Origin of the sequence: Novilysobacter erysipheiresistens (assembly GCF_036663935.1) — a bacterium.
Classification (GTDB): Bacteria; Pseudomonadota; Gammaproteobacteria; order Xanthomonadales; family Xanthomonadaceae; genus Novilysobacter; species Novilysobacter erysipheiresistens.
Genome location: NZ_JAXGFP010000003.1, coordinates 1 through 15,157 on the forward strand (window position 1 = coordinate 1; position 15,157 = coordinate 15,157).

A 15,157-nucleotide genomic window follows, 5' to 3' on the forward strand; every position below is an offset into this window, starting at 1 on the left:
GTTCTGGCGGACATCGAACCGGTAGCGATAGGCCTCGCCACGGTTAATGCCGTCGAAGCTCAAGCCCGGCACGCCGTCCATGTTCGCCGGCAGCAACAGGCCGTGCCAGTGGATGGAGGTCTGGTGGCCGTGGATTGATCCCTCTGGCAGCGCGTTGGCGACGTCGAGCGTCACCGTGTCGCCCTCGCGCCAGCGCAGCAGCGGCGCCGGCAAGCTGCGGTTGACGGTGATCGCCGGCCGGGTCAGGCCGGTGAAGTTCATCGGCGTCTCGCCGATGTTCAGGTTGAAGTGAGTGCCGGACAGCACGTTCGGCTGGCCGTAGGCGTGCTGCGCCCACGACTGCCGGGGCCACAGCCCCAGACCGGCCACTGCACCGCCGGCCGCCAGGCCTTGCACAAAGCGGCGTCGAGACAGATTCGACAGCCGTCGGTCGGCATCGCCGAGAAAATCGGATGACATGGAAAACTCCGAGGAAGCATCAAGAAACAGCTCGTCGTGGACTGAGCCGAATGCCTGACATGGGGCCAAAGCCACGCATGTGCAGGAAATAGGCGCCACTGGGCGCCGATAGATGCTTAACCGATCGGGGGTCGGATCAGATGCGGCAATGCCGGCGATGAATGGCCGGCAGCCATTGGACGTACGCTGTCGGAGTGCTCGAGCTTGATAGTCGTGAAGCGTCCATAGAGGAGGGCAGCCGGGGCTTGCTGCGCGCAGACCGAAGGACAGGTGCCCGATTCACAGCAATCAGCCGGTTCGGAGTCCAGCGATCCAGCCAGTGGCGCCGCCCCGGTCTCTCGGTCAGCGGTTGAAGGAGGCGCCCCATGGTGCTCGTCGCACGGCATGGCTTCCGCTTTCGCGGCGTGGTCGATCACCAGATCAGCTCTGGCCGCTGATTCGACCAGCCCCGTACCGCTCGCCGACGCTGACGCCACCCCATTGAACAGCAGGGCGACGCTGAGAAGCACGCGCAGCAAGACGGAAAGGATCGACATGGTGCCTACTTTACCTCGCCCGAGCACGGGAAGGTAAAGGGCATCTGAACCATTCGAAGCCACACCGGAGCGGCCCAGAAATCGGCGACTCCGTGATGGGATCTGTCCTAAAGCCCGCTCGCTTGGAGACCCGCCTCAGATAACGGTTTATCCGGTAGGCGTCGCCTTACGGCCAGAAGCGGACATGAAAGGTTTCGTATCGACCTCGGCTAGCAAGCGCTTTCCAGTCAGGTGGACTCGATAGGACGTAGCGAGAGATCAGGTCGCAGGCAACACCGGCTAAACCGAGAGGAGCGGCGATGGATTGGTTCGTGGCACTGCTAATGCCAGCGATTCACAGGCCCTGCTCAGGGCCACGTAGAGCAGGCAGCGGTTCTTCTCGTTGTCTACAAGGTTGTTTGCGTCACAGGGGAGCAAGATCGCACTGGGAATCTCGAGGCCCTTCGACTTATGAACGGTGCTGATGACCTTTGGTGGCATCTCGGCATTTCGTGCGCCGCGCTGATATGCCTGCCTTGCGAGCACCGTATTGATCTCCGGAGCTTCCTGGATTCGACACGCCTCAGCGAACTCACGACGCAGGTCGATCCGAATGTCGTCGAAGTGCTGGCTGGTACGCATTAGGTGATGAACCTGGTTTATAGCCGCGCCAACCCCCACGTGACTTGCATCTTGCAGGATTAGGCGTGCGATGGATTGGATCTCGGCCGGCTTTCCGCGGCTCGGTCTGGCGCATCGGGTCTCCAACTCCTGGATCAGACGATTGCCATATGCTGACGCTGAAAAGCCTTTCCCAACTTCCTCAAAGAACCTACACATCGCCCTGCCAAGAGCCACTGGATCACCGAAATTGCGTCGGCAGGCGCCCAGCAACTTGTTCAGCGCATCTCGGGTATGGCCCTCCCAAATCGGGATACGCCAGCCCCAAAAGGCGTTGAGCCCGAGCACGGTCGCGTTATGCGGCGTCAGCACCAGGAGGTTTGGAGTATTCCGGACCAATGCATTGATCGGCCGGCGGTCCTCCGCGTCCAACTGGAATCCGCCATAGCGCGGCGACTGGTTGTCGGCACGGAACACCTGGAGACCCTTGGGCAAACGCGCTCGAAGATCCACAGCGTCGCCGACACGCAGGCGCTCTCGCTGTTCGAGCACCCAAGCCCCAAGCGCCGGCGAGCCATCAGTCCAGCGGTGCGCCGAATCCAGCAGCTCGTTTGCATCCGAAACCGCGACGAGCTCTTGCCACCGACGCTGCTGTGCTTCCCTCTCTCGCCCGGAGGTGAAGACGGCCTGCATCGGGTCGCCAAAAATGCGTGTACGGGCACCTGCTCTCGCGAGCGCTTCGATGATTCCGTGTTGGTCCTCACTGGCGTCTTGGTGCTCGTCGCAGATCACAATGGGGTGTCGCTCCACTATGGCGCCGGCGACGCCAGTCGGACGGTCGAGCAGCAAATGCACGCGCCTAGCCAACTCCGAATAGCAGTCGTGCCCGCGCTCGATCGACCACGCCGGGATATCCGCCGGCAAGCCGAGTGCCCGGTGATAGATCTTTGCGATCGTCGCAACCAGAGAGTCTATGGTCCCGATCTGCAGGCGTCCGCCGAGATCCGCCGTTCTCGATGAGAACACGCCACACGCGGCATGGGTGTGCGCCAGAATCAGGACCCGCTGCCCCTTGAGGAGTTCAATAGCTGCATGTCGGGCGTAGCTCGCCGCTTGGAAGGTCTTCCCCGTACCTGCGGGTGCCTCGACTACAACGCGGTGCGCGTTCGATCGCAGAGCCTCGGCAACAGACGCGTCGCTCACTCTCCGTCAGTCCGTCGTGCATCCGGGCCGGACACCGCCTGCACTTGGACGATCGCGTCGATTAATGGACTTAGTTGCCTTCCGAGCTGCTGGTCCCACACCCCAGAAGCACGGACCTTCCGAGCTAGCTCGTGTCCGCCTTCCACGCTCTTGAACCAGGCCGACGCATGACCCTTGAATGGATTGCGTTGCGCGGCCGGCGCGTCTCTGAGCGTATCCGGCACCTTGCCCGATGCCGCGTCGACGATCCAAGGAATCAGCGAGTGAGTCCACTGACCGGCTGCCGCGCCGAGGTGCTCTCGCGCACGCTCGGTCACGGCTTCGAAAGTCACATCTGCCGTTCCTAATCTGTCCGCAAGCGTGCGCATGCGCAGACCCGTTTTCTCACCAGCCGGATCCTCGATCAGCGCCCACACTTGCTCACTGGAAAACATCGGGATGACGTTTTGCTCCAAGTTGCCTTCGTCCCACTGAAACATGAGTTGCCGGATGCGCTCCTTCACCGCACGCCAGCGCCCAGCGTCGCGGTTCTCGTTATCGACGAAGCAGCCGAACTTAACGCCACCGAGCGAGAGCGCTTCAAGCAATGCCAAAGCATCGTCATTGCCTCCTCCATCGGTGACGTAAACCCCTAACTCCCTCCAACCGGGAAGAGCATGATCGAGCAGTTCTCGAAGAAATCCGACCTCCGTGGCCCCCTCACCGACGATCGAGAGGCGCGCCAAAAAGGCCTCCGGATCCCGGGCCAGATAACGGGCAATTCTGTTGGTCGGGAGCTCACCGACCCGGCCGCCCGTGTCGACGTACCAGACCGTTGCATCCGTTGCCGCGCTCAGAACCGGCGCACTGTGAGTGGTTACAAAGGTCTGCCCTTGTCCTGCAGCAATTCGTTGGACGAGCTGGCGTTGGCGATACGGTTCGAGACCGCGTTCGAGTTCATCGACAAGGGTAATCGGATGGCCATCTTGCAAGGAGTCGCCAATCGCTAATGCGGCAAGACGACGAGTACCAGCTCCCCAGGTTGCGAAAGGCAGCACTACCCCTTCCTTGTCCGAAGTAAGGCCGATCAGCGCGTTGATTGACTGGCCCGCGCCGCCGGTGAGCGCCAGACCTAGCTGACTTGGCAGGCGGCGTAGTAGAAACTGCTCCTCAAGCAGTTGCAGCCGAGCGCGCGGCTCAGCGTCTAAGTGACGATCCACTGGGTCAGCGGCGAGTTCACGTCCAAGCCGTGCACGCAGGCCGCGGTCATTGATCAACCGATCCAGGTTGGACCCATATACCAGTCTAAGGTCCCGGTCGTTGCGATCATCCCCAAGTAGTCGCACAAGTCCTATTTCGCGGCGTAGCCCCACCGAAAACGCAATGATGCTGTCGTCGGGTTGGACGATCTCGTAGGCAAGCTCAAGATCTGCTGTGCCGCGAACCCGGACCTTGTACACCGATGGCCGGGCAGCCCGAACTACCGCTGTCTCGTCTGGCGCCTCTACCATGGCGGTCACTGCATCCTGTCCATCCCATTCCCATGGCCAAGCCATGCCAGACTGCCGATTGACCTCACCCGGGAGCGCCATGACAGCCTCTATCGAGAACTCCTCTTCTACGCGCCTTCCGAGGTAATCAGAGTCCGCTAATGTGTAGCTGGTGCTCGGGCTCAATAGCAGGCCGATCGCCTCCAAGAGCGTCGTTTTGCCGACGTTGCCGCCGCCGAGCAGCAAGTTGAGTCCAGAACCCGGCCTCCAACTCAGCTCTTGAATGCCTCGAAAACGCCGAATGTGAAGAAGCTTAATTTCCGCAGCCACTCGAATCTCCAAATCAAAGACATTGCCGACAGCTGCTTCCGCGAGGTGACGGAAACCGCGAACAGACCCAAATTCTCGGAGCCCCGTCCGTTCGAGTCGGGCCGCTTAGACAGACCGGCACCTTAACGAAAGTAAACCGCTTACGCTTCCGTTGCCGACCAAACATCCACGCGGGAGTCTCAATGGCAGCAATGGGTCGGAAGCCGACATCGGCGCAGCATCGGTCGGGCCTTGAAAGGAGCCGTTTCATGCCCTCGATCACATCTCTTCTCGGTGTAGATCTGCCGGTCATACAAGCGCCCATGGCCGGCGCGCAGGACGAGGCGCTGGCCATCGCTGTCGCCAAAGCTGGTGGGCTCGGCTCGATGCCTTGCGCTCTGCTCGATGCAGCTCGACTAGAAGCCGCATTACAGCGCTTTGCCGCGCTGGATGTCCCCATCAACCTCAACTTCTTCTGCCATGAAATGGCGGAGCCGGATCCAGTCGAAGTGGCTCGCTGGCGCGAAGCGCTTCTGCCCTACTATCGCGAACTGGGCATCGAGACCGAGCTGAGTACGACCGGCGCACGCCGGCCGATCGACGCCTCGACGGTGGACCTCCTGGCCCGGTTCCGACCGCGAGTGGTCAGCTTCCACTTCGGGCTCCCCGAGTCGCACTTGCTAGCGCGAATCAAGAACTGGGGCGCGACGGTGCTGGCATCGGCAACCACGGTGGATGAAGGACTCTGGCTCGAACGACACGGAGCGGATGTCGTAATTGCGCAAGGCATTGAGGCAGGCGGTCACCGCGGCCATTTCCTGTCCGATGACCTGACCAGCCAAGCCACAACCGTGGAACTGGTCAGTGCTCTATCGCAGGCGCTGCGTTTGCCCGTTGTCGCCGCCGGCGGAATCGGCAGCCGCGCAGACGTGGAAGCATTGCTCAAGATTGGAGCATCGGCAGTCCAGATGGGCACGGCTTACCTCCTGTGTCCGGAAGCAACCACAACGCTCGTGCACCGGAAAGCGCTGCAACAGCCCGGCCGGCCCGCAGCAATCACGAACCTCTTCAGCGGTCGGCCCGCGCGCGGGCTGGTGAACCGCCTCATGCGCGACTTGGGCGCAATGTCTCCGCTGCCTCCGAGGTTTCCGTGGGCTTCTCAGGCATTGGCACCGCTCCGGGCAGCAGCGGAGGCACGCGGCTTGGATGACTTCACTCCGCTTTGGAGCGGCGGAAAGCGAGGCACCTTTCCCGGCTCTGACGCAGCGCGCGTTACACGCGTGCTTGCAGGGCAAGCCTAACGGATAAGTAAGCGATGTCTGCTTCCGGCCAGAAGCGGTCGCCCAGCGACGTCTAGGTTAAGCCGCGCCGCGAAGCGGCGTCGGCTTGAAAAAAATGAGGCCGACATATCAACTCGTATGGCAGGCATTAGCACAGTAGTAGCACCCATTGACGCGATGACCTGGCCAGCGGCGCTTGGCATCCGCCACAGCGCTCTGACAGTTCGGGTGATATCCAAGATCGATCCGATTTGCCAGGGCCGGCATGTGAGAACAGCCGGCCGTAGTGTTGTGAACCTCGTGATCGCCGTTGGACTGCTGATTGGAGTTAATGATGAACGTAGGCACTTCGACATCTCCCCTGAAGAGTGAAATGAGTTAGCCACTGCGGCGACTTGACCGTAATGACGATCAGTCTCATAAGCTGAGACTGCCCCTTTGATTCCGCTCAATCTTGTTGGAGCGAGGTCCGCAACAATCGGGCGCAAAACCGGACCCAGCAGGGCCCCGCATGGCCTAGACTGATCGTTGATCGACGGGGCGAACCCTACGACGACCTGCGGACATGAATCTCGGTGTCGGTCTTGGGTCGACAGGGAACGTCGACTGATCGGCTCCCCGCAGGGTCGGGAGGATCATCATGCACTGACACACACTCGTCGGGGCCCGTGGCCGCTTTGGGTCGGAAGCGGATTTACCAATTTTGTCCACGGATCAGAACTGGTCATTGCCGCAACCAGCGATCAGTCTCGTGGCTTTCTTTGAGAGCGGCTAGTCCCCACTGCGGAACCCCAGGGAAGATGAAGATGGTCAGCAATGGGGAGGTTTCATGAGTTCACTTGATCCGCTGCAGACACGGATCCGCGCCGTACTGTTTGATGTGTACGGAACGCTAGTGCATATCCAGAATCCCAAGAGCCCGTATCGGCAATTGCTCAAGGTCGCACGAGAACGACAGCCCATTAGCAAGGAACAAAGCGCTCGCGACATCATGTGTCGGGCATTTGGGCTTACCGAGGCTGCCGGGTACTACGGGGTGGAGCTATCGGCGATACAACAGCGTCGGCTGGAGCTGGATTTGGATGAAGAGATCCGCAGCCTTAGGCTGTACCCAGAGGTTTCCGAGGTATTACGCACCCTGCGTGCACGCGGATACCGCATTGGACTTTGCTCGAATCTCGCCTTACCGTACGTGCAGCCTGTCGCCCATCTACTCGAAGGTATGTTCGATGTTGCGATATGGAGTTGCGGGGTCGGCGCGATAAAGCCGGACCCCGAGATGTATGCCATGGCCACTCAGCGCCTTGGCTTCGAGCCAGCCGCGGTGTTGATGGTCGGGGACAACTATCAAGCCGATGTCGAGGGGTCACGCTTGGCAGGGTTGCGCGCTCTCCACCTCAATCGCCAAAACGGCCGCGGCGATCTCAGGTCGTTGGAGGGACTGCTAGATCACTTGACTTGTGCGTGAGTGGCCAGCGGGTGCGGTTACAGGTCAATGATGCTGACACCCTTGACCAGACGGAGCCGCGTTGGCCAACGTCTGCTATGAGTACCCGGGCCGCCTCTTGCTGAGGGAGGAAGGCTGCAACGGCTACCAAAGCCCGCGACTGAAGCCAACTCATCTCATGTCCAGACCAAATACAGCGAGTATGGCGGAGATCTCCCGCTCGTCCCTGGGACCATCGACACGCAAGCAGCCAATGCACGTAGCGCTTTCCGCTAACGGGTCAAGGGCGAGAGCGTGGAGGTGCTGACGATATGCCTCATACCTTAGTTCTTGGCGTACACCTCCGAGATACCAGTGCGACCAAAAGCTGGTAGTCAGCAGCTCAAAAAGATGTTCCGAGCTTGTTGTTAGTTGGGGAGAACTCCGGACAACCGGCGCCAAGATCGAAAAGGCGGAAGCAGCTACGACTGCATGCCGCTCGTCATTGCACATCTGCTCGGCGAGCCGAGCAAGTCCAAGCAACGCCACTAATGCATCCAGAGATCGCATTTGACGTAGCTCCACGAGTTGCTCCTCGCTGATCTCCCCCAAGATTGGCCGAGAGCGGTGCAAACTCAAGAACAGAACTCTGCTGACATGCTCGGGTAGCTGCCAGAGCATTTCCACGATCTGCCGAGCGCCTAATTCATTCGGCTCAGCGATAAGTCGCCAGAGGGCATGGTCACGCCAGTACTGAAGGCGCGCTCTTCCGTTGGTCATCTGCGTCGCCCGATCGCACATGGCATTGGACGGTAATGCCACCCCATTGCGCCAGCGCTTGCACAGCCCTGACCACATTGGCTTTCCGGTCGCATCCAAAGGTGGCGTGCCCCCACGGAAGAATGCTTCTAGACGCCTGATGGAAGTTAAGCCGCTGGTGGAAAGTGCCTCGACTACGCATGCCGAACCGATGCATCTACGCAGCCGCCGCTGGTGGACAGCAAGCGCTTGGGCGGACAGTGGATCTCGGTAAGGCATTCGACGCCTCCGGGGGGGTACGAAATGCGTCCGTTCCTGTACCCGGTTGCCTGCGATGGCTCGTCGCGAGTAGCTTCGGCTGGAGTCGCTCAGGAGCGCTCTAGCCCGCCATGCCGAGATACGCTAAAGCAGAACGCAGCGCGTTGGAAAGCTCCTTGGTCAGGGAGCTTGGCCCCGTTATTGGCGGCGCCGCCTTAGCCCGAGCGCTGGGCTATAGAACGCAAGCAGCGTTTCGCACCGCAGCGCTCCGGGGGCGGGTGCCAGTACCCATCTTCTTTCTTGTAGGCCGTAGGGGCAGATTCGCTCTGACGCGGGATGTCGCGCATTGGCTCGCAGATGCACGCTCGGCTGCAAGCCGAACCTCAGAGGAGTAGGAATTTGATCAGCTAAGGGCGCCAAAAAAGGCAGCAGCCCGAGGCCGGCAAGCCTCGAGCTGCGATTACAGCGATGGGTTAGTCTCCCGACGCTTGTTTTACTCCGCGCTGCGGTCCCCGTCAAGCGCAGGAGTCGCTGCGCTTTTTCTTGGCGCCTCCCATCCATCCAGGATCAGGAGGCAGTATGGGTACCGCGCGCAAGTCAGCAAATCGTTCGCCCGAGCATTCGGGTCTCCCAAGCCCCCAAGCGCTAGCCGAGCATCTTCAGGCGCTGGAGATGCCGGATGACGGCATCGCGTATGTGCTCGAGACGATGTCGCAACCGCCCTCCCGCCGCGTGGGCGAGCATCGTCTTAGAAACTTTGTGCTCGACGTCCCCATGCCGCAATTTGGCGTGCGTCTTCAGGCGGAATCGGCGACCGGGGAGTACTACTTCTTGCTCGAACTGTCTCGACAAGATGACGTTTGGGCGGTCTTTGATCAACCACCGCCAGTGTTCTTCAACGTCACGACAAGACGTGGGTACCAGACGCCCTCACAACATACGCCAGACTACTTGGTCGTCCGGAACCATGTGGTTGTCGCTTACGAGGTCAAAGCAACCTCGATGCTCGACGAACTTTGCGAGAGTCGGAAGTGCGACTGGCAAAAATCGCCAAGCGGCTATCGGTTCCTTCCCGCTCGGGACTACTTTGAACGGCTTGGCATCGCTCACGAGATTCATCCAGCTGAGGCAGTTCCCGCAATTCGAGCGCAAAACTATCAACTTCTGAACGCTGTCCGTGATCTGTCGAAACCCATAGATGCTCGTACCGCGGACCGCCTTCTACAGCAGGTCTCCCTACGCACCTGTGTTAGCGGCAGGGAAGTCCAAGTACTGCTAGGAACGGTGGATTTAACGATCGCGTATGCACTGGTCCAGCAAAAAATTCTGTTTGTCGATCTCGACAATGCACTGCTCGCTGACCCAGACGCGGTGTGGTTTGCCACGCAGCCTGGTGTAGCCGAAGAGGTGACTCGCGCTCAGAAGACTATCGGAGCGGCGCTCGAGCGCTATGGCACTTCAGTCAGTATTCGAGACGTGTGCGCACCAAGGGATGAGCTTGAGCTTCTCGTCCGGCTCTCCAACGTAGATCCGTCGCACCGGCCACCCGATGTCCTATCGCTTCGCCGATCTGAACGTAGCAGAAGACGCTATCGGGCAATTCTGCGCAAAGCCGGAGGAGACCCTCGGAGCCTCATACCGAAGCAGAGGCCAGGCAACAGATCGCCTCGCAAGTCCGCGGAGCACTATGAGTTGATCAACGATGTCATCCACAACGCGCTGCGCAATCCCAGCCGGCCCAGCACCGCGATCGCGTTCCTAGAGTATCACCGTCGCCTACATGAATCGAGCCTTTGCCAACGCCCCCTGAGCCGGACAGCCTTCTATCTACACGCCAAGAAACACTCTCCTACGGCCACTGCTGCCAGCCGGGGAGGACGCAGAGAAGCAAATGCGTTGTCCGCTCCCATCTCACCGCAACACCATGGACTCCTGTGGACACGTGCCTTCGCAGGTGCCCACATCGATCACTACCAGATCGATAACCATCTGATCCTAGGCGAGATCGATGGAAAGAAAGTGAAGCGCCGCCCTTGGCTCACCGCGATGGTTGATGCCTATACGAAGGAAACCCTCGGCATCTGGCTTTCGTTCCGCCCCCCCAGCCGCGTCGCATGCGCCATGGTGATTCGCGACTGCGTGCGCAGGCACGAGCGACTCCCTGAAATGCTCGTAGTGGACGGCGGATCTGAGTTCGACAGCGTGCACTTCTCTGCGACTCTGGCCACCTTGGGAATCGTTCGCACCAACCGACCGCCTGAGGACCCTCGTTTCGGGACGGAGGCCGAGAGACTGTTCCTCACGCTGAAGGAGAAGTACGGACGCGGGCAGGCGGGCTTCACAGAAGGGATCGCCAGGCATCGGCGGATATCAGGAACGCATGCGCCTGCCAGGTTTGCCGCACTGACCCTTTCGACCTTCGCCCGTCGGCTTGAAGCTTTCCTTTTTACTCGACACGACAGTATTCCTCGGCGCGGCATGGACGCCTCACCATCAGCCCTTCGCTGCGAGAGCCTTGAACAAATTCCATTCTCAGGGAGACCCGCGGCATGGGACCTGCCGTTCCTTATCCTGACACCGGTCGAAGCTCCCCGGGACCAGTACGCGATCGATCCCATACGTGGTGTCCGCGTGTTTGACCTTTGGTACGCGTCGGAAGTGCTGGCACGCCAGCCACGCTACAAGCGTCAGGTCCAAGTCCGCATCGACCCTTGCACTGACGCCGCAATCTATGTGTGCATTGATGATCATTGGCACGTCTTTCTCCGTCGAGAAAGTCGCCAACTTCTCGCAAAGGAGTACTGGTCTGCGCAAAGCATAGCCAGTACTCGTCACGGTCTATCCGGCGACCTTCGGGCTATGGCAGAGTCAGCAGACCGAGCCGCGTATCTGCTCTTGTGTTCGGAGCAGGCCGCAGAGGCGAGCAACACCCGGTCTGCGCAAGAGAAACCGTCCAGCGTTCCCGCTCCCGCCTCGGATGACTGTCCTCCTAGCGTCAAGAAGCCTTGGCCCAGCCCCGGAGGGGACTTGGCGTCAGATGAGCCTCTCTGACATGCCCGCTCTGATCGCCACGAAGGCGCTCCAGCACACAAACTTCACCGCGGCCTCGGAACTTCTTCTCAACCTTGTGCGCACCTGCCCCGGCGGCAAAACCATAGCGTTGGTTGGCCCAACCCAAGCTGGAAAATCGGTGATTTTCCGCCGTCTGGTGGATCGTTTGGCTGCCGACCTTCGTGAAGACTCCCCGGGATACATGCCTATCGTGGCGACTCACGTGGCGACTAGCCAAGACGGGAGAATCTCGCCCAAACATCTCGCTATGAAGCTATTGGCGGTGCTAAGGCACCCCATATACATGCACATCGGCTCAATCGAAGAGGAAGGGCGTCATGTGCCAGCGCGTGGACGCGACGAGAGCACCCTGAGGGTGGCGCTGGAGCGTGCGTTGGAGGCCCGCCGAACGTTGTATGTCGTTGTCGACGAAGCGCACCACTTAACACACACCAAGGATCCAACCGTCCGAGCAAACGTGCTCCAGTCGATCAAGTGCCTTGGTGCTCTGGATCGAACCTTGGTACTGATTGGTGGATACGAGCTCGCCTACCGCGGTCTCTTTGACTCAGCCCACTTCGCGGGTCGGCTTGTCGTAGTGGAGCTAGCGCCGTACGGCGACGGTGGAGCTGACATGGCTGAGTGGATGCGCATTCTCAAAGCGTTCACGGGGCTGCTCCCGCTCGCCCACGAGGACACGCTCTACAAGCAGGCAGACCTGCTCCTAAGGGCAAGTCACGGCTCGCTCGGCCTGCTTGAAAAGATCCTTTGGCAGGCAAAGGTGAGAGCTCTGGCGAGCGGCGGCTTCATCGATGCGCAGGCCATCCGCTCATCTCTGCCGGCCAAGGCCGAACATAGAACTATTCGGACCGACATCGACCGGGGACGCGAGGCGCTGCAGCGCCTTGAACATCTCACGATACCCGCCACTTCTTTGCCCACTCCAAAGAAGCGAAACGACGCGCCATTCAAACGCAAGCCGGACCGGCGGTTACCGACCCCAATCAAGGTAGCGAGCGATGACTGATTTTTTCAGCCTGGCGCCGGAGGGCATAGGGGGCATCGAGGTTGAGTCGTTCCCCTCCTACTTCCATCGACTTGCTCACTTCCACAGCTCGACGCCGCTCAGCTTTAGTGACGCGCTTTCCCGCTGGTGGAGGAAGCGAACTGGTACTTCCATCGGATTACCAACCAACCGTCTGTATGACGGGAAGGGTCTTCCACTATGCGGCTATGGGGACGCGGTCGGTCGTTACGTCGGAATCGTCAGCTGCGCCACGGGCCGCGATGACATTGCGCGAACTACTTTGCTCGCGCTACATGGCGTCAGCGACAGGAACTGTCATGGTGCCTTAGGACGAGGTCGCCAGTGGTGTCCCGCATGCATGTTCGAATCGGCCCGAGATGATCGTCCTCAGTACGATCGTCTCATCTGGTCGATGCTGGCAGTCAAGCGATGCCCAATTCACTCTATTGTGCTGCAGTCAGATTGCCCGCACTGCGGATCAGAGCAGCGGTTCTATAATAGTAGAGAAGGGCAGGATCAATGCTTTCGATGCCAGCGGTCGCTGTTGAGGCCACCGTCCGAATGGCAGGTCACGCGCCATCCGGGTTTTGGTGAGGCTGATTGCTGCGATTTGGTCGCTGCGATTGCGCGTGGTGAGTTGACCCATTGCATGCCCCGCGCCTTCAAAATCTTTTGCGATGAGGTCGTATCCATGGTCGTGCCGGCGCTTGAGCGGCATCGCAATCTGCGCTTGGCGCGGAAGGAGGACCCCCGTCGCTGGAAGCTGCGCGCGCCTCCAACGCTGGACACCATGCTCAAGCGCTGTCACCTGCTTGGAGTCTCTCTCCTCGATGTGCTCGTCGACCCCATCGCTGCTGCCCATGCCGCCGGCGAGCTTGAGTTTTTGAATAGAGTAGTGCCTACACGATCCAAGCCACGCAGACCTGCCGATCTAGAATGGAACATTCGATCGGAGCTGATCGCTTTCTTGGCCTTGCCTGATGACGAGCGAGTACCGTCTTTCGCGGACATTTGTCGAAAGCACGCCGTCACGGATGGATATGTGCGCTACAGAATGGGAGGGCTACTTGCCCAATACAACCGTCGAGTGCGCCTTCAGAACCTGATACTCAATCGCATTGTTCGAACTCGTCTTGCCAAATGGTTCCGTTCGCCGGAGTATCCAAAGCTCCTCGTTGAACTTGGAGGGTGCGAGAAGCGTCTAGTCGAGTGCATACGGCGACGCTTCTCAGTAAGCGTTCCTACCGCCCGCAAGGCGCTATCGTCTTTTAAGCGAGAACAGAGGTACGGTTCTCGCAGTACTTGTCATGGCCCGATAAGGAGACGGTCGTTACGAGTCCGACCAAAGGTGACTGAGCAGCGCAGAGCTGTCCTCAACGGACTTGTAGCTGGACCGCTCACACTGCGCGATATTGCGGAGAGGGCCAATAGCTCGCCAGATGGCGTTCGGAGAGTGCTGAGGAAGCTGGAGGATGATCGCTGCGTGTCGGTCGTGGGCAAGCGTGGTAAGAAGCTCGTCTACAGTCTGACCAAGCGTGGTGCGACTGCCATAGACGCCAAAGGTGCGAACATCTCGTTGCCTACCAACGTTCAAGCCGATCTGTCTCGTGGCCGTTCCCCTCGAATTGTTCCCAAAGCGCTAGAGACCGCGCTGATTCAGGTACTCGAGAGCTCTATGGCCGAAATACGAAAAACAGAGGATTTGGCCAATGCTCTCGGTCGATCGTTCGATTGGCTGACGCAGGCCTTCCGGAACAGTTACGGCATCCGATGTGGCACGTGGATACTTGCATGCAAGCTGAGCAAAGTTGATTGGTTGATCCACCGGGGCGTCAAACTTGACGATGCCGCGACCACCGTGGGACTCAACATGCGCACTATCGAAAACTGCCTGTCTGGTTCCCTCCGATTCAGAGGTCAGACCGTCCCTTCTTGGAGACTCGTCTGTCCCGCAGTGCATCCAGACTCGAAGTGGATGCCCCGTTTACCAGCCCGTGATCCATTGACTGTCGCTCCTTGCCTTTCCACCGACTCCGGCCAGGGTTAAGGCAAAGCTGCCGCGCAGGAGCTGGAGGGTGTAACGTAACCATTCGTCGCAGTTCGGTGCTGGAGTGTTCCATGAACGAAGAATCCCGAATAGACGAGACGGAACTTCGGACGCACCGGCGACCCAAGTACACGATGGCTGAATTGTTGGCGGAGTCTGACTACCTACAGACTCAACCGCGCGATCAGCGAGAGTGGGTGGATGCCCCAGCTACCGGCGGTGAGCTGCTGTAATTGGAGCCATAGGCGCCGCCTAATTTCGGGCGGGTTCGCGGGACGAGCTACACCCACGAGGGCCAGAACCCGGCAGTGCGCGCCACGCGCTAGGCAGACGAATGGTCCGTTCAGCTTGAAGCCTATCTCTGGCATGCGGGGACAACAGTCAAGATCCCCGCAGGCATCCTGCCGTGTGCGCCGAAGGCCAACATGAGTAGAGAACTCTTCGCTTGGACGTCTGGCCTAACTGCCGTCTTCGCAAGCTTGTTAACCATCCAGTGACCGTCGTGATCATTCTCGCCCGATGGCTAGACTAAACCACTAATAGCGGCTTCACGTCGGCCAACTTATCGCGCAATCAACCGTGCAATGACCGCTCCGGTCAACTTGTGGTGCAACGCACACAGCCCTAAGTGCGTGATCTGTAAGTGGTGGGCCCACCAGGACTCGAACCTGGAACCAAAGGATTATGAGTCCTCTGCTCTAACCATTGAGCTATAGGCCCGCAAAGCGGATTG

9 protein-coding genes, 1 tRNA gene and 1 pseudogene are annotated in these 15,157 nt (G+C 59.8%); 5 read left to right on the forward strand and 6 right to left on the reverse strand.

Going from position 1 to position 15,157, the window contains the following annotated elements; translation table 11 throughout:
• The 4 genes from SNE34_RS06115 to SNE34_RS06130 all read right to left on the reverse strand — a co-directional run.
• Positions 1-459: multicopper oxidase domain-containing protein (locus tag SNE34_RS06115; RefSeq protein WP_332615729.1), on the reverse strand; the 459-nt coding region annotated here is incomplete at its 3' end.
• Positions 460-575: 116 nt separating this feature from the next.
• A complete protein-coding gene (locus SNE34_RS06120) occupies positions 576-995 on the reverse strand; it encodes a CopL family metal-binding regulatory protein (RefSeq protein WP_332615731.1) in 420 nt (139 codons plus the stop codon).
• A 279-nt stretch (positions 996-1,274) separates the two neighbouring features.
• Positions 1,275-2,798, reverse strand: coding sequence for a UvrD-helicase domain-containing protein (locus tag SNE34_RS06125; RefSeq protein WP_332615733.1), 1,524 nt, complete (start codon positions 2,796-2,798; stop codon positions 1,275-1,277).
• The gene (locus SNE34_RS06130; RefSeq protein WP_332615736.1) at positions 2,795-4,597 is read right to left on the reverse strand and encodes an ATP-dependent nuclease; all 1,803 of its coding nucleotides are present in this window, start codon (positions 4,595-4,597) and stop codon (positions 2,795-2,797) included. Before SNE34_RS06130 ends, SNE34_RS06125 begins: the two co-directional genes overlap by 4 nt.
• Positions 4,598-4,845: 248 nt before the next feature.
• Here SNE34_RS06130 and SNE34_RS06135 point away from each other — a divergent pair, with 248 nt between their 5' ends.
• From SNE34_RS06135 to SNE34_RS14815, 5 genes and pseudogenes are all read left to right on the forward strand, one after another.
• A complete protein-coding gene (locus tag SNE34_RS06135) occupies positions 4,846-5,877 on the forward strand; it encodes an NAD(P)H-dependent flavin oxidoreductase (protein WP_332615737.1) in 1,032 nt (343 codons plus the stop codon).
• Between the two features lie 808 nt (positions 5,878-6,685).
• Positions 6,686-7,324 (forward strand): HAD family hydrolase, encoded by a 639-nt coding sequence (locus tag SNE34_RS06140; protein WP_332615739.1) that lies wholly within the window; start codon positions 6,686-6,688, stop codon positions 7,322-7,324.
• Between the two features lie 1,554 nt (positions 7,325-8,878).
• Positions 8,879-11,350 carry an integrase catalytic domain-containing protein gene (locus SNE34_RS06145; protein ID WP_332615741.1) on the forward strand — a complete coding sequence of 824 codons (2,472 nt, stop codon included), beginning with the start codon at positions 8,879-8,881 and terminating at the stop codon, positions 11,348-11,350.
• Between the two features lies 1 nt (position 11,351).
• Positions 11,352-12,377 carry an AAA family ATPase gene (locus SNE34_RS06150; protein ID WP_332615743.1) on the forward strand — a complete coding sequence of 342 codons (1,026 nt, stop codon included), beginning with the start codon at positions 11,352-11,354 and terminating at the stop codon, positions 12,375-12,377.
• Positions 12,370-12,819: pseudogene (locus tag SNE34_RS14815) on the forward strand (TniQ family protein); the annotation flags it as partial. The gene SNE34_RS06150 and the pseudogene SNE34_RS14815, both read left to right, overlap by 8 nt.
• Positions 12,820-12,855: 36 nt before the next feature.
• On the opposite strand, the gene SNE34_RS06155 reads toward SNE34_RS14815, so the two are convergent.
• Positions 12,856-13,239, reverse strand: a complete 384-nt coding sequence (locus tag SNE34_RS06155; protein WP_332615744.1) for a hypothetical protein — start codon at positions 13,237-13,239, stop codon at positions 12,856-12,858.
• Between the two features lie 1,829 nt (positions 13,240-15,068).
• Positions 15,069-15,144, reverse strand: a tRNA-Ile gene (locus SNE34_RS06160).
• Positions 15,145-15,157 lie beyond the last annotated feature (13 nt).

Excerpts from the sequence above, each read along its gene's own strand:
- SNE34_RS06145 (WP_332615741.1), top strand. The coding sequence starts at position 8,879 with ATGGGTACCGCGCGCAAGTCAGCAAATCGTTCGCCCGAGCATTCGGGT.
- SNE34_RS06150 (WP_332615743.1), top strand. The coding sequence starts at position 11,352 with ATGCCCGCTCTGATCGCCACGAAGGCGCTCCAGCACACAAACTTCACC.
- SNE34_RS06140 (WP_332615739.1), top strand. The coding sequence starts at position 6,686 with ATGAGTTCACTTGATCCGCTGCAGACACGGATCCGCGCCGTACTGTTT.
- SNE34_RS06120 (WP_332615731.1), bottom strand. The coding sequence starts at position 995 with ATGTCGATCCTTTCCGTCTTGCTGCGCGTGCTTCTCAGCGTCGCCCTG.
- SNE34_RS06155 (WP_332615744.1), bottom strand. The coding sequence starts at position 13,239 with ATGGGCAGCAGCGATGGGGTCGACGAGCACATCGAGGAGAGAGACTCC.
- SNE34_RS06135 (WP_332615737.1), top strand. The coding sequence starts at position 4,846 with ATGCCCTCGATCACATCTCTTCTCGGTGTAGATCTGCCGGTCATACAA.